This is a genomic window from Actinomycetospora soli (assembly GCF_021026295.1).
GTDB lineage: Bacteria > Actinomycetota > Actinomycetes > Mycobacteriales > Pseudonocardiaceae > Actinomycetospora > Actinomycetospora soli.
In genome coordinates, this window is record NZ_JAJNDA010000006.1 from 138,211 (window position 1) to 165,166 (window position 26,956).

At 66.1% G+C, this 26,956-nt stretch carries 21 protein-coding genes; 6 read left to right on the top strand and 15 right to left on the bottom strand.

Going from position 1 to position 26,956, the window contains the following annotated elements:
- Positions 1–27: 27 nt before the first annotated feature.
- Positions 28–2,808 carry an Ig-like domain-containing protein gene (locus tag LN037_RS11720; protein WP_230752521.1) on the bottom strand — a complete coding sequence of 927 codons (2,781 nt, stop codon included), beginning with the start codon at positions 2,806–2,808 and terminating at the stop codon, positions 28–30.
- A gap of 1,035 nt (positions 2,809–3,843) precedes the next feature.
- Here LN037_RS11720 and LN037_RS11725 point away from each other — a divergent pair.
- Entirely contained in the window at positions 3,844–4,536 is a 693-nt protein-coding gene (locus tag LN037_RS11725) for a DUF433 domain-containing protein (RefSeq protein ID WP_230752523.1), read from the top strand.
- 43 nt (positions 4,537–4,579) lie between these two features.
- Entirely contained in the window at positions 4,580–4,969 is a 390-nt protein-coding gene (locus tag LN037_RS11730) for a PIN-like domain-containing protein (protein WP_230752524.1), read from the top strand.
- 20 nt (positions 4,970–4,989) lie between these two features.
- Here the strand turns inward: LN037_RS11730 and LN037_RS11735 are convergent, their stop codons facing one another.
- Positions 4,990–6,501 (bottom strand): ROK family protein, encoded by a 1,512-nt coding sequence (locus LN037_RS11735; protein WP_230752526.1) that lies wholly within the window; start codon positions 6,499–6,501, stop codon positions 4,990–4,992.
- Between the two features lie 388 nt (positions 6,502–6,889).
- On the opposite strand from LN037_RS11735, the gene LN037_RS11740 reads away from it, so the two are divergent.
- Together LN037_RS11740 and LN037_RS11745 are read left to right on the top strand one after the other, a co-directional pair.
- Positions 6,890–7,387, top strand: coding sequence for a hypothetical protein (locus LN037_RS11740; protein ID WP_230752528.1), 498 nt, complete (start codon positions 6,890–6,892; stop codon positions 7,385–7,387).
- 88 nt (positions 7,388–7,475) lie between these two features.
- Positions 7,476–7,694, top strand: coding sequence for a hypothetical protein (locus tag LN037_RS11745; protein WP_230752530.1), 219 nt, complete (start codon positions 7,476–7,478; stop codon positions 7,692–7,694).
- A gap of 52 nt (positions 7,695–7,746) precedes the next feature.
- On the opposite strand, the gene LN037_RS11750 is transcribed toward LN037_RS11745, so the two are convergent.
- From LN037_RS11750 to LN037_RS11760, 3 genes are all read right to left on the bottom strand, one after another.
- The gene (locus tag LN037_RS11750) at positions 7,747–10,380 is read right to left on the bottom strand and encodes a M48 family metalloprotease (RefSeq protein WP_230752532.1); all 2,634 of its coding nucleotides are present in this window, start codon (positions 10,378–10,380) and stop codon (positions 7,747–7,749) included.
- Between the two features lie 100 nt (positions 10,381–10,480).
- Positions 10,481–10,885 carry a hypothetical protein gene (locus LN037_RS11755; RefSeq protein ID WP_230752534.1) on the bottom strand — a complete coding sequence of 135 codons (405 nt, stop codon included), beginning with the start codon at positions 10,883–10,885 and terminating at the stop codon, positions 10,481–10,483.
- 211 nt (positions 10,886–11,096) lie between these two features.
- Positions 11,097–12,119 carry an LCP family protein gene (locus tag LN037_RS11760; protein ID WP_230752536.1) on the bottom strand — a complete coding sequence of 341 codons (1,023 nt, stop codon included), beginning with the start codon at positions 12,117–12,119 and terminating at the stop codon, positions 11,097–11,099.
- Between the two features lie 287 nt (positions 12,120–12,406).
- On the opposite strand from LN037_RS11760, the gene LN037_RS11765 reads away from it, so the two are divergent.
- Positions 12,407–13,684, top strand: coding sequence for a DUF1800 domain-containing protein (locus tag LN037_RS11765; protein WP_230752974.1), 1,278 nt, complete (start codon positions 12,407–12,409; stop codon positions 13,682–13,684).
- The gene (locus LN037_RS11770) at positions 13,681–14,898 is read left to right on the top strand and encodes a DUF1501 domain-containing protein (RefSeq protein ID WP_230752538.1); all 1,218 of its coding nucleotides are present in this window, start codon (positions 13,681–13,683) and stop codon (positions 14,896–14,898) included. Before LN037_RS11765 ends, LN037_RS11770 begins: the two co-directional genes overlap by 4 nt.
- Positions 14,899–14,951: 53 nt before the next feature.
- Here LN037_RS11770 and LN037_RS11775 read toward each other — a convergent pair whose 3' ends face one another.
- The 10 genes from LN037_RS11775 to LN037_RS11810 form a co-directional block, all read right to left on the bottom strand.
- Positions 14,952–16,265 carry an O-antigen ligase family protein gene (locus tag LN037_RS11775; protein ID WP_230752541.1) on the bottom strand — a complete coding sequence of 438 codons (1,314 nt, stop codon included), beginning with the start codon at positions 16,263–16,265 and terminating at the stop codon, positions 14,952–14,954.
- Positions 16,240–17,673: an oligosaccharide flippase family protein gene (locus LN037_RS11780; RefSeq protein WP_308286138.1), complete on the bottom strand. Its 1,434-nt coding sequence runs from the start codon at positions 17,671–17,673 to the stop codon at positions 16,240–16,242. The genes LN037_RS11775 and LN037_RS11780 overlap by 26 nt, the downstream gene beginning before the upstream one ends.
- On the bottom strand, positions 17,670–18,683 hold the full coding sequence (locus tag LN037_RS32460; RefSeq protein ID WP_372460428.1) for a glycosyltransferase: 1,014 nt from the start codon (positions 18,681–18,683) through the stop codon (positions 17,670–17,672). The genes LN037_RS11780 and LN037_RS32460 overlap by 4 nt, the downstream gene beginning before the upstream one ends.
- A gap of 67 nt (positions 18,684–18,750) precedes the next feature.
- Positions 18,751–19,857: a glycosyltransferase gene (locus LN037_RS34030; protein ID WP_372460429.1), complete on the bottom strand. Its 1,107-nt coding sequence runs from the start codon at positions 19,855–19,857 to the stop codon at positions 18,751–18,753.
- Positions 19,854–20,684: a glycosyltransferase family 2 protein gene (locus LN037_RS34035; RefSeq protein ID WP_372460430.1), complete on the bottom strand. Its 831-nt coding sequence runs from the start codon at positions 20,682–20,684 to the stop codon at positions 19,854–19,856. Before LN037_RS34035 ends, LN037_RS34030 begins: the two co-directional genes overlap by 4 nt.
- Positions 20,681–22,132 carry a tyrosine-protein kinase domain-containing protein gene (locus tag LN037_RS11790; protein ID WP_230752979.1) on the bottom strand — a complete coding sequence of 484 codons (1,452 nt, stop codon included), beginning with the start codon at positions 22,130–22,132 and terminating at the stop codon, positions 20,681–20,683. The genes LN037_RS34035 and LN037_RS11790 overlap by 4 nt, the downstream gene beginning before the upstream one ends.
- Positions 22,133–22,184: 52 nt before the next feature.
- Positions 22,185–23,150, bottom strand: a complete 966-nt coding sequence (gene gmd / locus LN037_RS11795) for a GDP-mannose 4,6-dehydratase (protein WP_230752545.1) — start codon at positions 23,148–23,150, stop codon at positions 22,185–22,187.
- A gap of 21 nt (positions 23,151–23,171) precedes the next feature.
- A complete protein-coding gene (locus LN037_RS11800; RefSeq protein ID WP_230752546.1) occupies positions 23,172–24,161 on the bottom strand; it encodes a GDP-L-fucose synthase family protein in 990 nt (329 codons plus the stop codon).
- A gap of 130 nt (positions 24,162–24,291) precedes the next feature.
- Positions 24,292–25,209 (bottom strand): WecB/TagA/CpsF family glycosyltransferase, encoded by a 918-nt coding sequence (locus tag LN037_RS11805; protein ID WP_230752548.1) that lies wholly within the window; start codon positions 25,207–25,209, stop codon positions 24,292–24,294.
- Positions 25,210–25,255: 46 nt separating this feature from the next.
- Complete coding sequence (locus LN037_RS11810; RefSeq protein WP_230752550.1) at positions 25,256–26,746, bottom strand: sugar transferase; 1,491 nt, start codon at positions 26,744–26,746, stop codon at positions 25,256–25,258.
- Between the last annotated feature and the right edge of the window lie 210 nt (positions 26,747–26,956).

Here is a 26,956-nt window from a genome sequence, read left to right on the forward strand (position 1 = left end):
CGCATTGCTTGCACCCAGCGAGAGCTATCAGGCACTGCGCATGTCCGGCGCGAGGCCGGACGGTACGGCCCCGCCCCCGAGCAAGATCACCGTCGCCGTCCCGTCGCGGGAGTTCAGCACGTACGCGTACTGCCCGTCGGCGCTGAACCGGACCCCGGTGGCCGCCGGCACCGGGATGTCCGACCGGGAGCCGTCGGCGAGGTCGATCACGACGATCGACCCGTCGTCGAGGGTGTCGCCGTAGCCCAGCAGGTAGGCGAATCGACCGTCGGGCGAGAACGCGACGTCGGTGGCGTAGGGCGGGCCGGTGAAGCTGGTGACCGTCCCGTCGGTACGGTCGATGACGGTGACCGTCGACCCCTCGCTGCTGCGGCCGCTCACCACGTAGGCGGAGCGTCCGTCCGGGCCGAAGGTGACCTGCCCGGGCCACTCGGCGGTGGGCACCGTCCACACGGTGTCCGTCGCGGTGTCCACGACCGTGACCTTCGGCTGCGCGCCGCCGCCCGCGTACACGTCGCCGTAGCTGGTGAAGAACGCCTGCCCGCCGTCCGGGCTGAACATCGGGAAACCCCCGCCCGGCCCGACCTCGACCACCCGAGACTCGCCGCCGGCCGTGTCGAGCACGGTCACGGTGTCGTCGTACGCGCTCACGAACGCGACGCTGCTGTCCGGGCTGAAGGTCACAGCGCTCGCGTACCCCGGCCCCGTCAATCTGCGCACCGTGTCGTCCGCCGTGCTCACGAGGGTCAGGGCGGAACTCGCGCCGTCGCCGTAGCCGAGCACGTAGGCGTACGCCCCGTCCGGGGTGAACCCGAGGCGGCCATCGGCGGCAAGCGTCGTCACGGTGTCGTCGCCCGAGTCGATGATCGTGAGCCGCCCACCGTCGAGGACGTAGAAGCGGCGGCCGCTGGGATCGAATCCCGGATTGCGGACGTAGCTGTAGTCGCGATCGGTGGTCTCGACGGCGCCCAGGAGCGTCCCGTGCTCGGTGTCGATCATCGTGACGGTGCCGTCGATCTGGTCGACCATGTAACCCCGCCGGCCGTCGGCGGAGAGTTGCATCGGCTGCGGGTCGGTGCCGAGCTCGATCGACGTCGCGGACAGGTCGAGGGTGTCGATGACGAAGAGTCGGTGCCGGCCGTCGTTCTGCGAGTCGACGAAGGCGTAGCGCGCTCCGGCCCCGAACTGGATGTTCGTCGGATAGCCACCGACCGGGATGAGCGCGGCCACCGAGTCGTCGGCCACGTCGATCACCGTCACGGTGCCGTCGACGTACTGGTAATCGACGACGTAGACATAGCGACCGTCTGGTCCCACGACCGGCTGCCCGTACCCGGGCACGCTGCCGATGACGGAGTGGTCGCCCGTGTCGATGATGACCGTGGTCCCGTCGGAGCTGCTCGGCATGTAGGCACGACGCCCGTCGGGGCTGAAGGTGAGGTACTGCGGCCTCGCCACCGCGATCGTCGTCGTGATGTCGCTACCAAGATCCACGACGAAGACGCGGTCCCCGAGGTAGTCGCTCAGATAGGCGTACCGACCGTCGGGAGAGAAGTAGACGTCACCGTGGGTGCCCTCGGCCTCGAGGGTGGCGACGACGGTGTCCGTCGCGACCCCGATCACCGTGACGGTCGACGGACCGTCACGGAAGGAGGAGTCGTAGGTCGTGACGAAGGCGTGGCTGCCGTCCGGACTGAAGGTGAGCCCGTCCGCCGTTCCGGGCAGCGTGACCGTGCTGATGAGGGTGTTGCTGCCGGCGTCGATGATGGAGATGGTCGTGCCCGTGGACATCGCCACCAGCGGTGAGACGTCGGTGGGGGCCGCGAGGGTCCTCGCCGCGGCGAGGACCGGCGCCTCGGTCGAGGCGTTCTGTCCGATGACGTAGATACGGGTGCCGTCCGGGCTCGTCACCAGCGACGAGGCGCCAGGGGCGACCGGGATGGCGGTGACGACCTCGGCGGGCCCAGGGTCGACCGGGGCGGTGACCACGACCGGCAACGCCTCGCCCCGCCCGTCGGAGACAAGGACCGTGAAGGTGACGGTGTCGGGCCCGGGCGTACCGGCGGCGGCACGGCGGGCCGCGGAGGTCGGGGTGAAGGTGTACGAACCGGTCAGCGGGTCGACGCTCACTGCGCCGGCGGCGGGTTGCTCCGGCACTGTGAAGACCAGCTGGTCGCCGTCGAGGTCCTGCACGCCGAGGTTCCCGCTGACGACCCCGCTGCCGCGCTGGACGGAGGGGGCGGGCGTGGTCGTGGGCACCGACGGCGGGGTGTTCGCCGTCCTCGGCGCGACGGTGATCGGGACGGTGACCCGGACGCCGTGCGGGCCGAAGAGCCGGTCCGCGAGCACCGGGTGTCGGGCCAGCACTCCGCGCAGCAGGTCGGTGTAGCGCGACAGCCCGGGGGCGCCCGGGGCGTCCCGGATCAGGACCGTGAAGGCGTCGGCGCCACCGGTCCGCGCGAGCTCCGGGCTCGGGGTGTAGACGAACGTCTCGTCCGCAGCCACGGCGACCTCCCCCTGGCTTGGAGGTGCGACGACGACGTAGGTCAGACGATCGCCGTCGGGGTCGGTCGCGTGGAGGTCGCCGACGACCTGCCCCGTGCTGGTCGGAGCCTGCGTCGGGCTCGCGACGGGGCTCTGGTTGAACGGCGAGGCCCCGCGCCGGAAGAGCGCCCACTGCGCCACCAGCAGCATCCCCGACGGTGCGGCGGGCGCGGCCGGGGGCGGCGTGCCCTGCGGGCCCCGCGGGCCGGTCGGCACGACCCCCGCGAGCCCGAGCGCAACCCGGGTCAGCACGTTGCTCGCCACGGCCTCCGTCACCTGCGCCCGGGCCGGCGACAGGGGCGTCCGGGTCGAGCGAGCGGCGGGAGCAGTCGCGGGCGCGGGCAGGGCCGGTCGAGCGGCCTGCGCCGGCGCGCCAGTGGTCGCGGGCGTGTTACGGCTGCTCGGAGGCTCGACGACGGGCCCCACCGGCGGGTCGGCCGGCTTCGCCTCGGGCGCCGTGACGGGCCGCTCGACCTTCACAGGCGAGGCAGAAATCGGAGCCGCGGTCGTCGGACGCGCGGTCGGCGCCGACGACGGACTCGGCGAGCTGGTCGACTTCCTCGGCGCGGGTCCTCGCGTCGCCGACGGCACGGGATCCGTACGCTTCGGCGCGTTCGCCGGCTCGGGATCCGACTGGGCCCCGTCCCGACCTTCCTCCCTCGACTCGGACGCGCCCTGTCCGGACCCGCTCTCCCCCGACCCGCCATCGGACGAGGTCGAGTCCGATCCCGAACCGCCGCCGGTCGGCTCGGACGCCGCCGCGGCCTCTCCCTGGTCCCCGCCGTCGCCGGACGGGTCCTCTGCCACGAACGCGACGTCGCGGACGACGGTCACCGCCGCGGGGTCCGGCAGGGCCCACGCCTGCCCGCCGTGCAGGAGAACGCCGGCCCCGATCGCGAGGGCGATGGTCCCGTGCGCGGTGCGCGACCCGAGCACCATCCGACTGACCCTGTGAGCCTTCGTCACCCGAGCCACGCGACGGCTCCTCGACGCCTCGAGCCTGCGCAGCGCGGTCCTCGACCTCACGACCTTCTTGACGACCTCTCCCCCCATGGCGGTACACGAGGAGTGAAGGGCTAGAACCTTTCAGCCGCGTTTCAGCTTCGGAGACGCGTGCGGGCGCCACTCTGCGGGCCTGCCCTGCCACGGACCGTGACATCTTGGAGGCAGAAGCCGGTGTCAGCCAGGCCGCGGGCTAGTGGTGTCCAGCAGAGTGGTCCTGTCGAATCGCGGCAACCTGCTATAGAGGTGTGACACACCTGTGCGAACACGGGTGGAGGTCCGGAAGGAGGAACGCGCGTGACCACCCCAGCCGTGGAACAAGTTGCCCAGCTCGAGCGGCCGATCTACGGCATGTCACAGGCCGCGCGCCTCCTCGGCCTGCGCACAGACGGACTGCGGCGGTGGATCGATGGCTACGAACACGCAGGGCGCGTCTACCCGCCGGTCATCCGTGAAGGTCGCACGCGCTCGGACATGGTCACGTGGGGCGAGTTCGTCGAGGCGGGCTACTTGCGTGAGTACCGCGCCAAGAAGGTGTCGCTGCAGTACCTGCGCCCGGTGATCGGGATCCTGCGACGCGAGCTCGGGGTCCGATATCCACTGGCCACGCTCCAGCCTTACACCTCAGGCAAGCAGCTCGCCCTCGAGGTGCAGAAGACGGTGGGGCTGGATCCTGCTCTGAGCATCGTCGTCCTGGGGCGCAACGGCGAGCTGCAGCTGACGGATGAAGCGGAGGCGTTCCTCGAGAAGGTCGAGTTCGCCGAGGGCGATGTCGCACGGCGGCTGTTCCCGTTGGGCCGCCGCGTTCCCGTCGTCCTCGATCCCGATGTCGGGTTCGGCGAGCCCACGGTTCTTCGCGGCGTGCGGACAGAGGTGCTCGCCGAGCTCATCGAGGCCGGAGAGGACCCGGAACGCATCGCCGAGGTCTACGACCTCACGACGGCCGAGGTCGATGCCGCAGTGAGTTTCGAAGCTCGTCAGGTCGCCTGAACCCCGCATCGTGCCCGTGCGGAGCCGAGTTCCACGGTGGTTCATGGACGAGAACAGCCTGGGCGTGGCGAAGGCGCTGCAACACGTGCGGGGAGACCTCACCTGGCCCGGTGCACCGGGCGGCCCCGTGTCTCAGGGTGCGAGGGATGTTGATTGGCTTCCGATCGTCGGCGCGCAAGGACTGATCGTCCTCACCCGCGACAAGAACATCCGCAAGCGACCTCATGAGCGCGCGCAGCTGGTCGCCCACGGGGTGAGGGCATGCTTCTTGACGAGCGGCGGTCAGCTCGCCCTGTTCGACCAGCTGCGTGTGTGGCTCCGATGGTGGGACGACATCGAGCGGCTGGCCGACACCGAACCCGGTCCGTGGCTGGCGAGTGTCACTGCCAGCCAAGGCGTACGGCTGTTCGAGCAGGGGCGTGCGGAATCGTAGAGGCTCCGCGAAAAAACCGGTCACGGCCAGAGCGAGTCGGCGTCCCACTCCTGCGCCCGGACCTCCTCGACCCGCTCCACAGGTGGGGAGATGTAGCACTTGCACCGGCCCTTGCCGTGCTTGATGAAGCTGTCGACGACGCGCAGCCCGGCGCTCTCGGCCCCGAGGACCTTGAGGTCCTCGTCGCTCACATACCGCAGGCTGATGGGCAGTGCGTCCGCAGCCGGGTAGGACCTCTCGCGGATGACGTCGCCGGCAGTGGCCCAGTACCTGTGGCCCGCGAGATTCGAACGGTCGCGGAGGATCACGTCCTCGAACGCCTTGGGCAGGTAGACGACGAGCTGCTCAGGGTCGTGGATGGTGATCAGCGAGGACAACGCGATCCCCAACGCCTCGCCGGCGATCGCGAACACGTCGCTGACCTGTCGGTCGTCGTCCGAGGTGTTGATCAGCTGCCTGATCGTCTCCGCCCTGCCCACCTGCGCCGCGATCCGTGCCGGCGGCGCGTAACAGTCCACGTGTCCACCGCGCTTGATCCCGCGCTCGTCGTCGCGGTCGGTGCAGGAGCACTCGGCCGCGAACCCGGCCTCGGCCCGTGTATCGGGGCCCTCCGTGGCTCGCGCCCGCGCCACGAGGTCGGAGCCGACGACGAGGTGCCCCACCTCGCCCGCCGCGCCTCGCGCACCGCGGTAGACGCGGTTGTTCACGACGACGCTCGAACCGATCCCATCGGGGAAGACCGCCGCGACCACGGTGTCTCGGAACGGCTGGTCGGGCTGGAAGGTCTCGCGGACGGCGAGAAGGGCGGCATCGTTGTCCACGACGACGGGGACGGCGGCTCCGCGGGCGAAACGAGCGAGCGTGCGGTCGGCGACCTGGTCGAGGCCATCGGCGATCTCCTGGCCCAGGTCGTGGCGACTCGCTTCCGGCACGGGCGAGAGCCGCACCTCGGTGCCGTCGACCACGTGCCCCGAGACGCTGACACCGACACCGAACAGGCGACGGCCGCGGAGCTCGCGACGGTCGCTCATCGCTTTCACGACCCGCTCGACGACACCGTCGGCGATCGACCCCTTCTCCTCGACGACACCGGTGGGGGTGTCCTGGCACAGTCTTCGCCCGAGGAGATCGGTCACGGCGAGCATGATGCTCGCGCCCCCGGCCGGTAGGCGCCACACCGTCACCCCGACCACGAACCAGCGGTCGCCGCCGAGCAACAACGGGATGGACGGACGGCCGGAGCCCTCCCGACGAGCCGCCTGCGGCACGACCAACCGGTAGGGGTCCGCGAGGGCCTTGACGGCGCGGCTCGCCACGTCCTGGGAGATGCGCTTCGGACGACGGAGTTGGTAGCCGGCGGCGACCTCGCTCGCCGACGGCAGGCGCTCTTCCTCACGCAGGACGAGCAGGCGTTTGACGACGTCGGCGACGCGCTCACGGCCGACACGGCCGTCCTCCAGCGCTGCGTACAGCGCTTCGAAGCCCTCGTGGGCTCGGACCAGTTGTGGCGGTAGCGCGCGGGACGGGGGCACTCAGCGGCTCCTTGCTCGACGCTGTGACTCTACGGAACGGTTCGGCCGAACTTGGCGTCGCGTTACAAAGAAGAGCTCGGTCTGCGGTCACGACGACTCGTACTATTCGGTAACCAGCTCGACGTGACGCTTGTATGTACCAGCGTAAAAAGCTAGCTTCGCTGCTCAAGCGCAGGTTCGGGCGTGGCGTGGACGCCCGAGGAGCAGGCTCTGCGCCTGCCGCTCCCCGAGCCCGGGACAGCGGCGCCGCCCCCGACTCCCGCGCGAGGCCGCGCCGCCCTCGCCACCGGAGAGCCAGGAGAATCCCATGGCCGTGATCGGAACCGACCCGCCACCGAACATCCGGGATAGGGGCGAAAGCCCCGAGGAGCCCCGACGGTTCCCGTGGTTGACCTGGACGACCGCGCTGTTCGTGCTCCTCGGAGCCCTGTTCGGCGCCGTGGGGACCGCCACCACCAACCTGCCCGCGATCCTGGGTGCCGTGGCCGGGACCAGTGCGGCCGCGACGTCCGTGCACTTCACCGCGCCCGACTCCCCGTCGGTGCCGGCCGAGAACGTGATCCCGCGCGGGACCTCGACGGGGATCGGGCCGACGGACGTCATCTGGTTGGTCACCCAGAAGGTCGGCGACAACTCCTTCCAGCCCCAGGTTCTGCCGTGCACGGTCGCGGCCGACGGCGACTGGACCTGCCCCGCCACCTTCATCGGCAACAAGGACACCGACCGCGGGCAGGTCTTCGACCTCGTGCTGTACCGCGTCGACGGGCGCGCCGTGACGGCCTTCCTCAACTACGACCGGACGAGGCCGGAGGGGACCTACCGGGGCCTGGCGCAGATGCCCGACGGGGCACAGGAACTCGGCCGCATCGAGGTGGTGCGCAACTGAGCACGACCGGCCGTTCCCGACGAGGCCGTGCGACGGCGTCGTCGGGACCGGCCCGTTGCAGTCCACACCGCCGAGAGAGGGAGCAATTGTGACCGTATGGCCGGGGTGCACGAGCGGGAAGATGGGCTGGCCGGACCAGGTCGAGGCCGAGCGCGCCCTGCGCTCCGCCGTCCACTGGCGCCGCCGCAACCCGGGTCGAGGACGGACCCCTGGGCGGGTGGAGAAGACGGTGTACCTGTGCAAGGCCTGCCGCTGGTGGCACCTGAGCTCGCGGACGGGCAAGCAGCGCCGCAGCGACTACCGCTGAGCGTGCTTCCCCACCACGCTGCACCGGCCGGCCGAGACGTCGAGCGCCCGACTCACGGACCGGCCGCGTGGGTGTTGAGCCAGCGCCACACCGCCAACATGCGGTCGGACGCGGCGTAGAAGCGGTCGAATCCGACCACGATCTCGTCGCTGTCGTGGTGCTCGAACCCGGCACGACACCAGGCCGCGCCATCCCGCGTGAGGTCGATGAACTCGGCCCACTGGACCTGCACTGCCGGCTCCGGGAAACGGAAGTGGGCGCGGGCGGCGTCGGACACCCGTCCCGCCCGCTCGCACGCCTGGCGGAGCGGCCGTTCGCTCTCGGGTGTGTCGCCGATCGCCTGGCTGCCGCGGTAGAGGTCCTCGAGCGTCGCCGCCCACTCCTGGTTCAGCTCCAACCCTCCGTACCGCACCCAGGCCACGGACTGGGAGCGGAGTACCTCGACGCTTCGCGTGGGCGTCGCCACTGCGGTGGGTCCGATGATCGCGGCGGCGGTCGGTGGAGCGGGACGGGCGGAGGCATTGGCAGGGCTTCTGGGAAGCAGGGTCGAGACGACGAGCACGGCTACCAGGGCGACGGCGGCCTGGACCACAGCAGTCCCTCGACGAGACCCCGGCGTCCCTGCCGGGCGGAGGGCCATCGCGTCCTCCCCGACCGACGCTCGGTGCCGGCGTGTGAGGCGCGCGACCATGGCGGACAGGGCAGCGAGAACCGCGCAGAGGATCACCAGCGGCCCCATCAGGACCTGTCCGATGAGACCTGGGAGGCCCCGGAAGCCCTCGAGCCCCGTCGACGGCCGGGCAAGGACCCAGGTCACCGCCAGAAGCTGCGCCGTGACGCCGAGGAGGACCAGGCCACCGGCAGCGGTTCCTGCGGCCACGCCGTCCGAGGGGCGTCGGCCGTAGAGGACTGCCAGGACGGCTGCTCCGCTGCCCGCAGCGACGACACCCCAGAGCAGGTACATCAGCGGCTGTCCGCCGATGACCGCCACGAGGACCGAGGACATGAGCAGCATGACGAACGACGCCTCGACGGCGACGACCGTCCGGACCGCGCCTCGAGGTGTGGGGAGGCGCTCGCCACGCACGAGAGCGGTCACGACGAGCACGACCGGAACCGCCCACAACAGGCCACCGATCCACACCAGCGCGTCGCCCACGACGAACCAGACAGCTGTCACAACGCTGAAGAAGGCTGCCGTCGGCCCTGGTTGGACGACTCCCGCCTCGATTGCCGTCCGCTCGGCAACATCCAGGTACTCGGGCGTGAAGGAGTCGAGGACCGTGACGAACCACCCGATGCCGAGCGCGAACAGTGCGGCGGCGGCGACCAGGACGACGAGGACACGGCCACCGAACCGGGCGCGCCTCGGTGACGACAGACGGAGGCAGTGCGCGAGCCACACCGTCAGGCCGGCCGCCCCGGGAACGACCAGGACCAGCGACCAGCTGCTCAACGGCAGCAGGCTCGTCGGCTGCGTCGGCTTGTCGGCGAGCAGGCCGCCGACCGCCATGCCGAGCGAGAGGAAGAGCGCGGTGCGGACGACGGACGGTCTCGGCGCGCCCACGGCCTCGGCCCGGACGGTCGCCCACCACAGCGGCGGCCCGACGGCCCCGGCGACGAGCACCCCGGCCAGGATCGACGTCGTGGTGGACGACCCGGTCTCGGCGAGCGCGATCAGGATCGCGCCGACGCCGATGAGGAACGAGGTCAGGCCGCCGAGCAGGAACAAGCGCCCCGCGTCGTCGATGGCCGCGCGGCGGGCGGCCCACGACGGGTGCGTCCCGGTGAGACGCGACAACGACGACCGCACACCCCGCGTTCGTGTGACACCTGCGCGCGGGGACCAGCAGGCGGGGTCGGCTCCCCAAACGACGGCGAGCCGGTCGGCGTGGAACTCACGGCTGCGCATGATGTCGACGCGCGACAGGAAGATCAGGACGGCGATTGCCAAGGTCGAAGCGATGCCGAGCACCTGGGGCGCGACCCCGGACGTGAAGTAGACGTCGGTGTACGAGCGCTCCGGGTTCAGGCCCAGCACCACGAACCACAGCATCTGCGCGAGGTACGGCGCGAGCATGACGACCGCGAAGACGCGCCACAGAGCGAGCGCGGCCTGCGTCGCGCCGACGTCGCCGTTCCGGAGGTGAGCGAGTTCGTGCAGGACGACGGCATGTCGCACAGTCCTCGCCCGGTCGCTCCCCTGCAGGAGTCCGAGCCCGACGACGACGACGTAGCGACCAGGACGACCCAGCGTCAGCGCAGTGGCGCCGCCGGTCGGGTCGACGAGGAAGCGCGGTGCGCGACGAAGGCCGGCGATCCTGACGAGGTCGTCGAGCTCGCTCCGTGGCTCGCTGTCGCGCAGCGACCGCAGCCCGCGTCGGCGCACGATGATCCACGGGGTGATCCACCAGAGCGCTGCCGCCACCGCCACGAGCGTCGCCACGACCAGCGCCCAGGCCCATGAAGGGACCTCGAACCGCGCGACGCACGCGTCCACCGCCGCCTTGTTGACACCCTCGAGAGCGGCGACGTTGGAGAACTGTGTCCCGGTGGGGTCGAATCCGCCCGCGAGCAGACATCCGTAGGTGTCGTTGCCGACATCGCCCAGGAGCGGGCCGAACAGCGGATGACGCGTCGTAAGAATGCTGAACGAGCCCGCGGTGATCAGGACGGCCAGGAGCACGAGACGCAGGACGGCTCCGGACGCGAAGAATCGGCTCTCGACAGCGCCACGAATCACCGCGCCTGGCGCCGCGCCGGTCGTCCCGAGCGCCGGGGGGCCGTCAGTCGTCGACGACATGGTCTACCTCGCGACGACCGCCGTCCTCCGGTCGAGGAGACCGGGGTAGAGCCCGCGCCAACGCCGTCGCGACGTCCCGAGCCTGACCCTCGGGCACACCGTCCCTCTCGAGCGACTCGCGGACTCGCGCGACGACGTCGGAGACCTGCTCGTCGCTGAGCGCCGGGATCGCAGGAGACGAGGGGGAACTGCCGCGCCCGCGGCGGAACCGCCGTGCGAGCCCCTTGACGCCGCCCTCCACGGACAGGTCGACGACCTTGCGCAGCGCTTGGTCGAGGGCGATGAACAGCGCGGGCGACAACAGCGGCAGCAGCTCCGGCAGCCCGAAGCCCAGTCCGTCGCCCGCGTTCTTCCCTCGGAGTCGCCGCAGGACGACGTCGTGATCCATCGATCGATACTCGTCCGCGACCGCCTGCTCATCGGGAGCGACCTCGAGGACGACCTCATTGAAGACGTGTCCGAAGTCGCTGCCGGTCGATCGCGCGCTGCTGTTCATTGTCCCCCTGACCACGAGTTGATCGTCGAGGTAGATACATCACGCCGAGACGATCATGCGTACCGCCAGATGCCTGAACAGCACGTGCCGTCGGGATGACGCCTTAACGCAGCACCGCCGGCAGCGCCGCCGACGGGTGGCTCGCCACCCATGCCGGCACAGCATCGGTGTTCATCGCGAACCACAGCTCGCTCCCACGGTCGGCGTCGAGGTAGACCACCGACGCCGCGCCCTCCGTGCCCGTTCCGGTCACAGGCGCCGTCAGGAAGTCGATGTTCGACGCCCGGAGGTCGCGCAGCCCCCACACGAACGCCCGCAGGTCGTTCGCCGAGAACGTGTCGTCCACGCCCACCCACGTGGCCAACGAGTCGGCCAACCCGTAGGCCTGCGTCGGGCTCGAGAGCGTTCCCGAGCTGATCGCCGACGTGGCCAGCGCGCGCAAAGCGTTCTGCTGGCGACGCACCCGGTCGAAGTCGCCACCCGGCAGGCTCTTGCGCTCCCGCACGTACGAGAGCGCCTGTGTGCCGTTGAGGTGCTGCGGGCCCGCCGGGACGGCCACACCGCCGAAGTTCGTCGCTTGGCCGACGGTCACGTCGATCCCGCCCGCCGCGTCGGTCATCTGCGCGAACCCGGCGAAGTCGATGACGGCGAAGTGGTCGACCCGTACGCGGGTCAGCGACTCCACGGTCTGCACCAGCAACGACGGCCCGCCCCACGAGTACGCGGCGTTGATCTTGTTCATGCCGCGGCCGGGGATCGACACCCACGAGTCACGCGGGATCGAGACCACCGACGAGTGCGTCCCGTCGTCGGAGACGTTCACCAGCATGATCACGTCGGAGCGCTGCATCCCCGGCACCCAGTCCGAGGCCGTGGCCTCGGTACCGGTGGTCGGGTCGGGCGAGCGCGTGTCGGTCCCGACGAGCAGGAAGGTCTGCCCCTCCCCCTGCACCGGCCGCGTCGACGGATCGATCGCGAACACGCCCTCGTAGCGGTGCATCCGGTCGCTGAACTGCTGGGTCACCGCGAACAGAGCGCCCGCCGCCAGCAGCGCGAGCACGAGCCCGGCCCCCAGCAGGAACATCAGCCCCCGGAGCACCCGCCGACGACGGTCGTCGTTCGGCACCTCCGGTTCCGGACGCAACGGAAGAAGATCACTCGCCGGCACAGTCGTACTCCCCCACCTCGGACGGCCTCACGAGTGTCAGCGCAGTCGATATTCGCCCGTTAGCCCTGGAGGACACACACCACCCGAATGCCGCATTGGAGACCAACACGCCGTTTCCGAGCGACGACACACCGTGCGACACGCAGCCATTCATGACGATTCCGTGACCACACACCATCGCCATCCGAAGACGCGACATACTCGACGCCGTGCCGGACCGGGGGGCTCTGAGCGAACGGGCGGTCGTGCGTCGACTGCACGACCGGCTGGGTCTCGGCGCACCTCGCCAGACCCTCGAGGCGAGCATCCTCGCCGGTCCCGACGCCACGCTGGCGAAGCTCCTCACCACCGACGAATCGGCCCCGACCGACGTCCCGAACCTGCCGCAGATCACCGACCTCCCGGCTGACGATCCTCGTCGGAAGGCCCAGGACCAGCAGCGATCCGATCAGGAGCGAACCGCCATCCTCTGGTGGCTCGACCGAATGGCGACAGTCCAGGCACCTCGCGCCGAGAAGATCACGTGGTTCTGGCACGGCCACTTCGCGACGAGCCTCGACAAGGTCCGCGACGCCGGGCTCATGCTCACGCAGAACCAGACGCTGCGCACCAAGGGTCAGGATTCCCTCGCGCAGCTCGCACAGGCGATGGTCGTCGACCCCGCTCTCAATGTCTGGCTGGACAACCAGACCAACCGGAAGTTCGCACCCAACGAGAACCTCGGTCGCGAGCTCATGGAATTGTTCACCCTCGGTGTCGGGGAATACTCGGAGAGCGACGTCAAGCAGGCCGCTCGCGCCCTCACCGGATGGACCTACCAGGACCGGCGACTGACGTTCGCGAAGTCCAAGTTCGACGACGGGCCCAAGACGGTGCTCGGTACGACCGCCGACCTCGACGCCTCCGGCCTGGTCGACATGCTCACCGCTCGCGCCGACTCCGCCCGCTTCATCGCCACCCGGCTCTGGAACCGGCTCGTCTCGAGCGACCCGCCGTCGGAACCCGAGCTCGAGCGGCTCACCGACGCCTATGGGCCCGGCACCTCGGTCCGGGGCCTCCTCCGCGCCCTCGCAACTTCCGAGACGTTCCGCGACCCGCGCGCGACGCTCGTCAAGCAACCCGTCGATTGGGCCATGGGGCTGGCCCGTGCCGTCGGCCGGCCGATCGGCACGCTCGACGACAAGGACCGCACGACCGCGCTGAACCAGCTGAAGGCCCTCGGGCAGGTGCCGTTCAAGCCGCCGAATGTCGGGGGGTGGCCCGCCGGCGCGCCCTACATCACGCCGACCGCGACCGTCGCGCGCGTCCGATTCGCCACTGCACTCCTCACCGACGCGAGCCTGAAGCCGCCGGCCGTGGACGACCCGCCGTCGGGGACTAACGCCCGGCTCGAGTGGGCCCGCGCGACCCTGGGCGTCGATGCCTGGAGCGCACGGACCCGGGCCGCGCTCAGCCCGATCGGCGACCCCCGCCAGCTGCTGATCGCTGCGGCGGTCAGCCCGGAATTCGTGGTGAGCGGATGAGAACGGACGTCCCGATCCTCACGCGGCGCCGCTTCCTGGCGGCGACCGCCGTCACCGGCGCTGCCGCGATCGGCGCCGCGGCAATCGGGTGGGAGGAGATCGCCGGCTCGGCCGGAGACCTCGATCCCGACGCCGGAGTGCTCGTCGTCGTCACCCTCTACGGCGGCAACGACGGTCTCAACACCGTCGTGCCTGCCGGCGACGACGTCTACCAGCGCTCCCGCCCCGAGCTCGCCTATTCCCCCGACGAGGTCCTCGACCTCGGCGACGGCCTCGGCTTCAACCCCGCCCTCAAGGGCCTGAAGGGTCTTCACGACGACGGGTCGCTCGCCACCGTGCAGGGCGTCGGCTACCCCCAGCCCGATCACAGCCACTTCCGGTCCATGGCCATCTGGCAGACCGCCAACCCCACCAGCCCGAACGGCTCCGGCTGGCTCGGCCGCTGGCTCGACGCCACCAGCGACGGCTCCGCGGCCGACCCCCTGCGCGCCCTGTCGACCGACCCCGTCCTCCCACCGCTGCTCGTCGGCGACCACCATGCTGGCTCGACCATCGCCGCCGGTGCCCTCGACCTCCCGAAGGGACCCGTCGGCACCGCGATCGCCGCACTCGCGGCACCCGATCCCGACGACGACCCCTGGCGCGCCCGCACCGCCGCCTCAATCGGCCACCTCGCCACCCTGCGCCGCACCAGCTCCGGCGCACTGCAGAAGGCGTCGAAGGACAAGCCGAGTAGCGACCTCGACCGCCAGCTCGAGCTCATCGCCGCCCTCGTCGAGGCCCGAGTCCCCACCCGCGTCTACTCCGCCTCCCTCGGCGGCTTCGACACCCACGCCGACGAACGCGAGACCCAGGAACGTCTGCTCGGCCAGCTCGACGCCGCCCTCACCCCGTTCGTCCGGCGCCTCGCCGCCACCGACCCCGGCCGACAGGTCGTCGTGATGGTCCACTCCGAGTTCGGCCGTCGCGTCAAAGCCAACGGCAGCGACGGCACTGACCACGGCACCGCCGGTCCCGTCCTGCTCGCCGGAGCCCCCGTCACCGGCGGCCTCACCGGCCGGACCCCCAGCCTCACCGACCTCGACGCCGGCGACCTGCGCTCCCACGTCGACTTCCGCGACCTCTACGCCACCCTCGCCGAGAACGTCCTCGGCGCCGACCCCGACCAGATCGTCGGCGGTCACTCCGGCCGCCTCGACAGCGTCCTCGCCTAGCATCTCCATGCAGTAGGTCAGTCAACGCTGGGAGTCATCGATCAAGTGTTCCTCTACTGAATCACCCATCGACGAGACTCCCTGCCAAGCGCACGCTCTGGGTCCATGTGCGCAGCCCTACCGCCCCTGCTGGCGACGAGTGCCGCCCACAGGGTGACGACCAATACGTAGACGTTTACCTCCGTGAAGCTTCCCGGCAAAATGCTCTCGGTGGTTCCGCGAAATAGGAAGAACGCTGCGAGCCCTGCAAGTGTTCCTCTACTGGTTACGGAACTGGCCGCACCTAGTGCCCTCAGAAGGAATATCAAGAGGGCGATCAGCAATAGAACTCCGGGCAGTCCGTGAACCCCGAGAGATTGCAAGAACTCGTTGTGCGACTGACCTGGCGCGAAGCCAAGGAAATCGATATACCTGCTCTTCATGTTGTAATCCCATAAACCTGATCCGACCCCAAAGAGCCATGTGCGATCGACCTCGTCTAAAGTTACGATCCACACCTCTGTCCGACCAGTGAGTGTTCCTAGAACGGGTCCAAGAGGTTCGGACGACAATCGATTCACCCATGTGAGAAGAACCAGTAGTGGACCCATCAGGAAGACGCCAACAAGCAATATCTGCGAAAGCAAAGGCTTTGCGCGGTAGGCGACGACCGCTGCCACACAACCGATGCCCAACGCCACCACTGACGTCTTCGACTGCGTCGCAAGAAGAGTAAGCGCAAACAACCCTGCTAGGGGCAGGTGCCGCTTCCAGGGAAAGACGAGTATCAGACCGACGGCCGAAACAGCACCCAGAGAATTCGCGTGCGGAGCCAACCCGAACAAGCGATAGGGTATACCAGAGAAGAGCGCATCGTCCGTATAGCCCGTCTCTACCGCTAAGGATGGAGCTACAACGGCATACACCCAGCTTGCAACCGAAAAGATTGCAGCCACAACCACAAAAACATGCCGTAGCCGTACTCCATCGGAAACAGCAGCAATACCGATACTCACAAGGGTTAGGGCAACAGTGGCCTGCCCCAAAGAGGGGGCTTCCCCAAGGCTGACGAAAGTCAATAACACAGTGACAATAGAGAGAGTCGCCAGCCCAGCGAGACCAAGGTCTATCGACCGCCAATTCCGGCGAGCCGACCAACAAAGCGCAGCAACAAGGGATAGGGCGATCACGGGCGCATAGGGCGAAAGCGGGTTGCTCCCCGATTCGTCAACCAGCCCTTGTAGACCCGCACTGTCCCCGGACACAGCTGACTGGAACCGGTTGACCGCAAAGAGCGACACCACAAGGGGCAGAAGAAGGATCCCAGCCAGGACGGCCTCTGGCCAACTTAACAACCATTTCTCAGGTCGGCTCTGCGGCAAGTTCACGCCGAACTCCGATGATTCGTCTGATCAGAACCGGATTCATGACACCGAGCGTCACGCAGAACACAATATAGCTGCCTACCAAATATAAAGCAAGCGTGATTAGATCGCTGGGTTCGAACCATTGTTGCATCCAAGAGGTGACAGTCCATTGAAGCGCACTTGCTACCCAAATAGGGATTAACCACTTGAGAATAATTGCAAATCTTAACGCAGCCACTCTCACTGCCGCCCAGAAGATCGGAACAGTCAGCGCAGCCGTCGTTATGAAATATGAAGAGGCGACGCCAACCACAGAACCCGTCGACACTCCAATAGCCAAACCGACGATAGTAAGAGCACTAAAAAGCAGACCGTTGCGGAGAAAAGAACGACCTGCACCGGACGCCTGGTACAGCCAGCCCACCGAGCTGGACGTCGCTTGTAACGACCCCGCAGCGGCTAGCCCCGTAAGAACCGGCCCAAGACCATCCCAACCGGGTCCGAAGATGACATCCGCAACGGGATTAGCAAGTGAACTCAAGGCAACGAGAAAGGGTGTGGCAGACACAGCGATCCCACTCAGCGCAAGAAGATACATCTGCTCAAACTTTCTCCTATCCCCAGTACTGGAAAGCATTGGCACCATCACCCTACCGAGAGCGCCTGACACTTGAGATGCTGGCACGTACATAAGTTGATAAGCTCTTTCATACAGACCAAGTTGGTAAGTCCCAAGGAACTTGCCTACCAAGAGGTTGTCGACGTTCCGTGACCAATAGTTGATAGCAACAAAGCCGGCAAACGAGAGACTTTCCGACCAGCGCAGGTCAACTGTCGATTCCGCAGTGGCGTGCCGGTCAGTAATAAAGGCCGTGAGGTACAAAACCGCGGGTACAGCGTTGGAAACAAGAAATTGGGCGACAAGTGCCTCGACTTTGTAGCCGTTGGATACAAGCGCAAATGCGATGATCGCACCCGAGAGCAAGCCGAGAACTTCCGCGCTCGCGAGATAGACAAATTTTCCTGAGGCTGAGCAGAATCCCCGGAAAACGGCGGAAATACCTCCGAAGGGAATCGCCAGCGCCATAAAGGAGAGAGGCTGCGAGATGCCGGCCTTGTCTAGGCTCACCGCCAACGATGGCGCAGCGAGGTAGAGCATCGCCGAGACAATAGTGGTCCACACGAGACTTACAAGTACGTAGCTCTCAGCCATTCTGTGCGCTTGAGCACGGGGCGTTCGTGCAACCAACGGTTCGGAGCCCAAATCCGACCACAATATGAAGAAGTTTACGATCACGGCGGAAAGAGCCACGATCCCAAAGTCTTCGGGCGACATGAACCGCGCCAAGACGATAAATAAGACCGCGTTTCCGGCTTGTCGGCTAAGTTGGGCCGCAGTCACCACCACCGCAGCTCTTCTTCTTTTCACAACAGTCGCTCGTAAAAATCCATCAACGCGCTGCGGCGAAACTTTTTGGAGAAGTGGCTTAGAGTCTCGCCGTTCCCGCGCATCGCGGAGCGCATTTCTCCATCACTCAGAACACGCGTTACCTTATCTAAGAAGTCTGACGGCTGGGTTGGATCGGCTAAAAGCCCAGTCACACCATCCATAACCACTTCCGGTATTCCTCCAGTCGCATTTGCAACTACAGGAATACCGATAGCCCCGGCTTCAAGCGCAACAAGATTAAGCGCCTCGCTCTCGCCGCTACCGATCGGACGGGATGGAACTATCACGAGGTGTGCCCGCCGCATCAGTGCGTGAACGCGTGCCTGCGGCATTGGCTCATGGACGTCCACAGCTGCCCCAGCTAAGGATATCTGTCGCCGAAGCTCAGTCAAGAACGGGCCAGCACCGACAACATCAATCCGATGGTCAACCCCCATGGCGGAAAGACTCTGCGAAACGGGAACGATCAGATCGACGCCCTTATTCTCGACGAGTCTCCCCACAAAAAGCACTTTAGCTGGACCCGGCGATTCCTCTCCTGCCCTGTCGTTCTCGCCCAAAGAGTGTCCAACATAATGCACAAATGTACGAGATGGCGGATAACCGCGACTAATAGCTTCGTCACGTAGGTATTTGCTACTGCAAAGAAACAGAGAAGTTCGGTCTATCAGTTCCTCTCGTCGAGCCAGAAGTGTCCGCCCTCGGTAGCCCCTCCCCCGAAGCGTACTATCGCTACTCAATACGTCATGTCCGTGGAGACTTACGACGAAGGGGCGCCGACGGCGGCAGAGAGCCGGCAAAAGGCCAGCGGCATCAACCGCGAAGTGAATATGGACCATGTCGGCATCGCGCAACAACGATCGAAAGGGTCGTTTGCAAAGACCAGTCGATCGCAGCGCGAACCGCCCAGCTCTGTGGTCACCGCAAGCTAGCGTCGGCCTACGATTGTCCGGGTCCCCGCGTAACACGCGACTCGCTGAGTACTCCACCTCAGCGTCGGGCGGATAGTTGTCCGCTCCCCAAACAAACGGCTCACTCGGTAGGAACAAATCGTCCCTATAGACGGCTACCCTCAACGCTTGCGCCCGAGAGCAAAGCAGACCAAGCCGAACCAACGCTTGCCGGACTGTACATTCGTCTCATTCTCGTGCAATCGACTCTCCTGGGTCTAGGCCCGTGTGTGACGACGTAACTTATCGCTGACGTCCAAGCGGGGACATCCATAGGAGCGACGCCCGTAGAGTGAACTCCTTCCAATACTTCCTGCAAAGCGCGAACGTTACTATGAATGAGCCAAGCGTTTAGTCCGATTGCTTCTACAGCTGGAAGACCAAAGCCCTCATATCGCGTTGGCAACAGCACTGCTGTGCAGTTTCGGTAAAGCCAGGCGAGACTTCGATTATCGACGTAACCGAGGAGAAGGGTATTCGAGTGATCGATGTCCACCTCTGCGCCAGACGACCCGACCAAATTAGCCGGCAGCTGTCCGGTTAAGGCGAGATGGTAGGCATCACCAGACCTCGCGGAGAATTCGTTAAAAGCACGGACTGCTGTAGCAATGTTCTTGTGCGGATAATGCGCGGCCGCAAGTAGGAGAAATTTTTTGCCGTTCAGTTGTTCGACGACTCGTTCGGCTTCGAAACGGCGCCACAAGACGGAGTTCGGAATCTTGTGTACGGGGCGGCGCCTTCTATAGAATCGCCCAAGCTCCCCCCTCGTGAACTCGGATATGGCTACTACATCGTCGCAAAGTCGCATGGTCGCCCAAAGCGCGAAGCGCAGGAAAGCCCGCTTCTTAACAGTGAAATTCTCCGGAAAGCACCTAAATTGGAGATCATGGACAACCGTGATGGTGCGCATTCGCGGTCGAAGTCTAGCTGTCATTGGTGTGTAGTAGTTCGGTGAGAGATAGACGTCGCAGCTTCGTGTCAGCGCAAGGAATTCGGATGTCAAAAACCTAACAAACCGTACTCGTATCGGCACTACTGCGAAATTCGCGGGCAGCGGCGGCAAGGTTGCAAGCGCGTCGGGTTGGACGTACACATCAAAAGCAACTCTGTCTGGGGGCAGAGTTGCCAGAGATTCTAGAAGCGCATAAAACATGTGCTCGGCGCCACCCACGGCAGACGGGTACAGAAACGAGCCGTCGACAGCAACTCTCATCGCAACTCCTGCACCCCGCGGTCACGGATAATCATGCTTCGGAGCCAACGGACAATTTCAACAGCTTCAGCCGCGATTAAGCGAATCCGGACTACCCTCCCACCAAGTGACTTACGTTTGTATAAGTAATTAGCGGCAGAACGATATCTTGCATTACTTTTGAAGTAGCCCAGTCCAGGCGTTCGGTTCTCTGTCCGATAATGGACGAGAACTGATTCACTGTTTTCGACTCGACCGCAGGTTAACAGCCGCCGAAAGAGCTCCAAGTCCTGGCAGCGTAGCAGCGCTGGTTCATATAGTCCCACCTCTGCAAGCTTCTCACGCCGCATAATGCAAGCTTGGTGTGGTACTGCATTGTGCCCGCGTTCAAAACGTGTACGAATATCGCGGTCGGACGTTGGGTACTTCAACGTCTGCGCAGGTCCACCCCATGACCCAAAATCTGCGACCTGACTGCCTAGAAGCACCAACTCGGGTGAAGCTTCCATAAGCGTGACCTGCTCAAGAAGGCGCGATGGAAGGCTAATATCGTCCGAATCAGCTACTGCCACGTATTCCGACCGAGCGTGCAGGATGGCTTTGTTACGGCTTGCTGCGCGACCCAGGTTTTGTGCGTTCTTTATGAGAATGACCCGGGCGTCGCGCGCGGCCAAGTCCGACACCAGTTGTGCCGTGTCATCACTAGAACAATCATCGACCACTAGGAGTTCGATGTCTTGGAGCTCCCCCTGGAGGACCGACTCGGCCGCTTCTATGACGGTTGATGCAGAATCACGTGCCGCCATGACCACGGACACGCGCGGAGATGCCGGTCGTGTATCGTTCACTTCGACTCATTTGACAAGTTGCGATGCGGGCGGGGCGATGGTTTCGTTTGATCTGCGTCAATAGGCAGCGCATAAGCGGTCCCTACCGGACGCTGCTGCTTGTAGGCGTAGTATTGAGCGGATGCAAGAGGCTCAGACCTTTTAGCCGCGTTATAGATTAAGCCTACAACGTCAGCGTCCGCTTTGCCGAGAGAATCGACACTTGTAGCTAATTGTTCTGGCTTCACAAAGTTGTGACGGCAAACTATCATGGTGCCATCGCAGAGCTGGCTGGCGACTGCGGCGTCAGTTACTGGCACGAGCGGCGGTGAGTCGATCAGTATCAGGTCGAAGTCGGATTCGACATCGTCCATCAACTTTCGCATCTGATCCGATGAAAGTAGTTCACTGGGATTGGGCGGAAGCGGTCCACTGGTCATTACCTGGACGTTCGGCATTCTAGACGCCTGTATCGCGCCCCACGTCGCGACCCTTCCTGTGAGCGCGCTCGTGAGTCCGACTTGGCTCTCGAGACTCAAGCTGTCCGCCACCATGGGTCTCCGAAGGTCCGCGTCAACGATTAGCGTCTTCAACCCCGCTTGGCCCGCAACTGCGGCGAGATTGCAAACTGCGGTCGTCTTCCCTTCACCTGGGATTGAACTTGTGACCACCAACCTCTTTCTCGACTTATCTACTGAGACGAAGGCAAGATTTGTTCGCAGTCGTCTGTACGCCTCAATCGACGAGGAGAATTCGTCGCCCTCGATGTGAGCTCGTCTCTCCGACAGGTCAGAGCTCTCTGGAATCACTCCGAGGGCCGGTACGCCAGCAATCTCTTCCGCCGACTTAACACTCTGCACGGCATTGTTGAAGAAGTTTCTAACATAAGCCGCAGCTATCCCTAGAAAAAGGCCCATCACCCCTGCCGTAGCCAGAGTCAACAGCCACCGTGGACTTACTGGACCGGGAGAGGGAACGGCAGGTTCGATCTGTCGAACGGCAACTGCTGGGGGGCGGGTACGATCCGGAGGCTGTTCGATGTCTGCAACTAAACGAGTGAATGCGTTCGCTGCCGCATTAGCAATCGCGATTGCTCGCTCGGGGGATTGGTCGGTTACAGTTGCCGCCAGTAGCACCGATTGAGGTTCAGCGGAGACTGCGATTTCGCTGGTCACCTCTTCCGGGCTCTCCGGCAATCCGAGAGAGTCGACGACCGCTTGCCCGATACGGTTGCTCACAAAAAGATCGCTGTACGACTTGACTCGCTGCTCAGAGAGCAGGCTTCCCTGATACGCCGCCGATGCATTGTCGGTATTGTTCTGACTGAAAACGTAAAGGGTGACCGTAGCGGCGTACTTGGTAGGGGTAAGCACTAGTGCAACGACAGCCAGCAATAGTGTAAGGACGAAAACACTCGAAGTGATCCGCCAATTTCGTCGTACTATCGCGAGCAGTCCACCTAAGTCCATTTCACGCCCACTCTTCTCCACGCCGTTCCGGGTCTCAAGCTGCTTTTTGCCTTCACAGGAGTTCGGCTTCGACCATGATGCGGGCGAGCTGGTCGGGCATGGTCTGCGCCTTCCAGCCCAGTTCCTTCTCCGCCTTCGTGGCGTCACCGATCAGCGCGTCGACCTCGGTCGGACGCAGGTAGGTCTCGTCGAACCGCACGTGCTTGTCCCACTCCAGGTTCACCGCCCCGAAGCAGTACTGGACCCACTCCCGCACCGTCGTCGCGGTCCCGGTCGCCAGCACGTAGTCATCGCCCTGGTCGGCCTGCAGCATCCGCCACATGCCCTCCACGTACTCCGGGGCATACCCCCAGTCCCGGACCGCGTCCAGGTTCCCCAGGTAGACGAACTGCTCCTTGCCCTGCGCGATCCGCGCCGCCGCACGGGCGATCTTCCGCGTCACGAACGTCTCGCCCCGGCGCGGGGACTCGTGGTTGAACAGGATCCCGTTCACCGCGAACATCCCGTGCGCCTCACGGTAGTTCCGCGCCATCCAGTACCCGTACACCTTCGCCGCCCCATAGGGGCTACGTGGATAGAACGGGGTCTCCTCGTTCTGCGGAGGCGGCGTCGCCCCGAACATCTCCGACGACGAGGCCTGGTAGTAGCGGGTCTCGATCCCCACCATCCGGATCGCCTCCAGCAGCCGCGCGGTGCCGACGCCGGTGGTGTTGCCGGTGTACTCCGGCTCGTCGAACGACACACGCACGTGCGACTGCGCCGCCAGGTGATACACCTCGTCGGGACGGACCTTCTCGATCAACGTCACCAGACGCGACGAGTCGGTCAGGTCGCCGTAGTGCAGCACCAGCCGCTGGTCCGGGTCGTGCGGGTCCTGGTACAGGTGCTCGATCCGACCCGTGTTGAAGGTGCTCGAACGGCGGATGATGCCGTGCACCTCGTAGCCCTTCGACAGCAACAACTCGGTCAGATACGACCCGTCCTGACCGGTGATCCCCGTGATGATGGCGCGCTTCATGCTCTAACCCCCGACATGCTTCTAGAGCCGACCCTTATGGCCGGCTTCGTTGACGTAGTGGTCCAGGTACCAGCGGTAGGTCGCGGCCAGCCCCTCGGTGAGCCCGATCCGGGGCTTCCACCCCGTCGCCGCGATCTTCGAAACATCCAGCACCTTGCGCGGCGTCCCGTCCGGACGCGACGTGTCGTAGACGATGTCCCCCGAGAAACCCACCGTCCGGGCGACAGCCGACGCCAGTTCCGCGATCGTCACGTCCTCACCGGTCCCGACGTTGATCGGCGCCGGATCGTCGTAGGCCTCCAACAGATGCACACACGCCGCCGCCAGATCATCGACGTGCAGGAACTCCCGCCGCGGCGACCCCGTCCCCCACACCGTCACCGTCGCATCGCCGTTCACGGTCGCCTCGTGGAACTTCCGGATCAACGCCGGCAGCACGTGCGAGGACTCGAGATCGAAGTTGTCCCCCGGCCCGTACAGATTCGTCGGCATCGCCGAGATCCACCGACGCCCGTACTCCCGCCGATACGACTGCACACCCATGATCCCCGCGATCTTCGCGATCGCATACGCATCATTGGTCGGCTCCAACGCCCCGGTCAGCAGCGAATCCTCCCGGATCGGCTGCTCCGCGAACTTCGGATAGATGCACGACGACCCCAAAAACAGCAACCGCTCCGTCCCCGCCGCGTGCGCCGCATCCAACAGGTTCGCCTGAATCCGCAGATTGTCGTGCAGGAACTCCACCGGCCGCGCGTTGTTCGCCGCGATCCCACCCACCCGAGCCGCCGCATCCACCACGACCTCGGGCCGGGCCGCCGTCACGAACTCCCGCGCCGCCCCCGCGTCCCGCAGATCCACCTGCGCCGACCGGGCCCCCACCACATCCGAGAACCCTGCCGCCCCCAACGCCCGCACCACCGCCGACCCGACCAGCCCCCCGGACCCGGCCACCAGCACCCGCACGGAACGATCCAGCTCGCAGTACAGCCGTAACTGCTCTGTCGTCACCTGACCCCCCGTGGTGGCGCAACCAGACTCACTGGAGCCTGACAGGGCACGCACAGTAGGCGGTGTCGAGGGGTCTGCCAACCATGGACTCGGACGAGTGGTCGTACGAGCAGGGCGTCAAGCAGCGTAATCATGCCACCGATCGGAGCTGCCGGGCCGACTCCAAGACCGCCTTGGCATGCGTCTGTGCACGGCGGTAGCGGTACGCGGCGTACACGAAGCGAGAGTTGCCGAAGAGGTAGCGACGCCAGAGCCGGCGGGGCTCGCTCCCGAAGCGGTGGACCCACTCGAGGCCCGACTGCTGCATCCAGGTAGGGGCCTCGGGCTTGTTGCCGGCGATGAAGTCGAAAGCAGCGCCGATCGCCACGGCGACCACACCGGCGTCGCGAGCGAGCTCCACGGCGGCGCGGTCCTGCTTGGGCGTCCCCAGGCCGACCCAGACGATGTCGGCGTCGGACTCGCGGATGCGAGTTGCCTGCTCGGTGCGCTCTTCGTCGGTCAGGGGACGGAAGGGCGGCGACTCGACCCCGACAATGAATGCAGCCGGGAAGCGGCGGATCAACTCGTCACGGAGCTTCTCGACGACCTCGGGAGTGCTGCCCAACAGGTAGTGCCGCGTCCCGTGGAACTGGCCCTGCTCGACGACGTCCAGAAAGAGGTCGTTTCCACGAACACGATCGGCGCCCTCGGTCGTGACACCCACGAGCTTGTTCATCCACGCCACGGACTTGCCGTCCGCCAAGTTGAGCCGAGCGCTCTGCAACATGTATCGGTAGGCGGCGTCCTGGTCGGCCAGGGACAACGTGTAAGCGTTGCAGAGATGAACGTCAGCGCCCTCGGTGCGGTCCTGACGAGCCAGGTGCAGCACCTGCGCGACGGCGACGCCTGGCGTGCACGCCGAGATCGGAACGCGGGCGCAGTAGATCATCTGAGAAGACGACGCGGCCGACCCGGGCGACGGCACAACCATCTTGATGTTCTTCGTCCGCTGCGTCGGAATGACGGCTTCGTCGACGACCGCGACATCGAAGTTGGTGTTCTCAGACATGGCTCTTCCCCCGGATGAATGGATTTGACGAAAGGAACGAAGAAGTTCAGTACGCGCCACGGCCGCGGGTCACGGCCCCGACCGTCTTCCACAAGATGTTGATGTCGAGGGCGGGCGACCAGTTCTCGACGTAGCGCAGATCGAGTCGCACCGACTCTTCCCAGGTGAGGTCCGATCGGCCGCTGACCTGCCATAGGCCGGTCATACCGGGACGCACCAGCAGCTTGCGACGAGCGTCCGTCTCGTACTTCGCCACTTCGCGAGAGAGCGGGGGACGCGGGCCGACCAAGGACATCGAGCCGCCGAGCACGTTGAAGAGCTGCGGGAGTTCGTCGAGCGAGAGTCGGCGCAGCGTGGAACCCACGGCGGTGATGCGCGGGTCGCGCTTCATCTTGAACAGCGGGCCTGCGGCCTCATTCGTCGCCGCGAGCTCGCCGACCTGCTGGTCCGCATTCACGACCATCGAGCGGAACTTGACCATTCGGAAGTGTCGGCCGTTGAGGCCCACCCGCTCCTGGCGGTAGAAGACCGGGCCACCGTCACGCTTGACGAGCGCGGCGATGGTCAGAAGGACCGGCGCCAGGAGAAGGAGCAGGAAGGCCGCACCGACGCGGTCGATGCCGGCCTTGACCGCGCGGGTGACACCGTCGAAGCGGGGCTCGGTAAGCCGCAGCATGGGCAGGCCGTCGACCGGGGCGACGTGGAGGCGCGGGCCACCGATCTCCATGAGACCCGGCTCGACGACCAGGTCCACCCCCGTGCCCTCGAGCTCCCAGGCCAGAACCTGGAGGCGCTTCGGGGTCCAGCCCGGCGTCGGAGCGATGGCCACGATGTCGATGCCGAGCTCGACGACCTGGCGGGCGACCCCGTCGAGGTCGCCGACCACCGGGACGTCCGCGATGGACCCACCCTCAGGAAGGCCGCCGGCGGTGCAAGCCGCGACCACGGTCCAGCCGTGGTGGGGCACGCGCCGGGTGCGGGCGACGAGGTCGGAGATGCCCTGCTCGGTGCCGATGACCAGCACCGAGGACATGCAGAGGTCCTCGCGACGGGCGGTGTGCAGCACGCGGCGGATGAGATAGCGGCCGCTGAGGATTGCGAGCCCGGTGACCGGCAGGACCCCGATGACCCAGGGCCGCAGGTTGTCCGCCTTGAGCAGATAGCCGATGAGGGCCAGCACCAGGGAGGAACCGACGAAGGCGCGGACCAGGCGGTTGAACTCCTCGGCGCCCTGGCCGATCACCTGAGCGTCCCAGCACCGCATGGCGGCCATCAGGGTCAGGGCGATCCCTGCACCGATGCAGCTAGCGAAAGCCGCGGACTGCAGGTCCCAGGACCGGGTCGCGACGCCGAGGGCGGTCGCGAGGGCGGCGACGGCGAGGACGATGCCGAGGTCGGCGGCGACGACGGCGCGCACGAGAACGCTCCGCCAGGTGCGGGTGCGCAGCGGCCCCCCGGCCGGTGCGCCGTGCGGCGATCGCGGCGCGGGGACGTCGGCGCGCTGCCGGCTCCCTGCGGTCCCGATGTCCGTGCTCACTTCGAGTGACCCCCCATAGTCACGGACGGCGAACTCGTGGCCTGCCGGCTGGGGCTCCCCTTCGATCCCCGACCCTCACGAGCACCGTCACCTGTTGGTGTGCGCTTGACCCGGCTATCGCTGCAGACCGCTCACCCTGTTACTCGCTTCAGATACTTACTGCGGCGTGTCGTTGCGACACGCCTAGGAATTCTGACGCGACTTCCCCCA

Excerpts from the sequence above, each read along its gene's own strand:
- LN037_RS11730 (WP_230752524.1), top strand. The coding sequence starts at position 4,580 with ATGGACGAGAACAGCCTGGGCGTGGCGAAGGCGCTGCAACACGTGCGG.
- LN037_RS11755 (WP_230752534.1), bottom strand. The coding sequence starts at position 10,885 with ATGGATCACGACGTCGTCCTGCGGCGACTCCGAGGGAAGAACGCGGGC.
- LN037_RS11770 (WP_230752538.1), top strand. The coding sequence starts at position 13,681 with ATGAGAACGGACGTCCCGATCCTCACGCGGCGCCGCTTCCTGGCGGCG.
- LN037_RS34030 (WP_372460429.1), bottom strand. The coding sequence starts at position 19,857 with ATGAGAGTTGCTGTCGACGGCTCGTTTCTGTACCCGTCTGCCGTGGGT.
- LN037_RS11790 (WP_230752979.1), bottom strand. The coding sequence starts at position 22,132 with ATGGACTTAGGTGGACTGCTCGCGATAGTACGACGAAATTGGCGGATC.
- gmd (WP_230752545.1), bottom strand. The coding sequence starts at position 23,150 with ATGAAGCGCGCCATCATCACGGGGATCACCGGTCAGGACGGGTCGTAT.
- LN037_RS11805 (WP_230752548.1), bottom strand. The coding sequence starts at position 25,209 with ATGTCTGAGAACACCAACTTCGATGTCGCGGTCGTCGACGAAGCCGTC.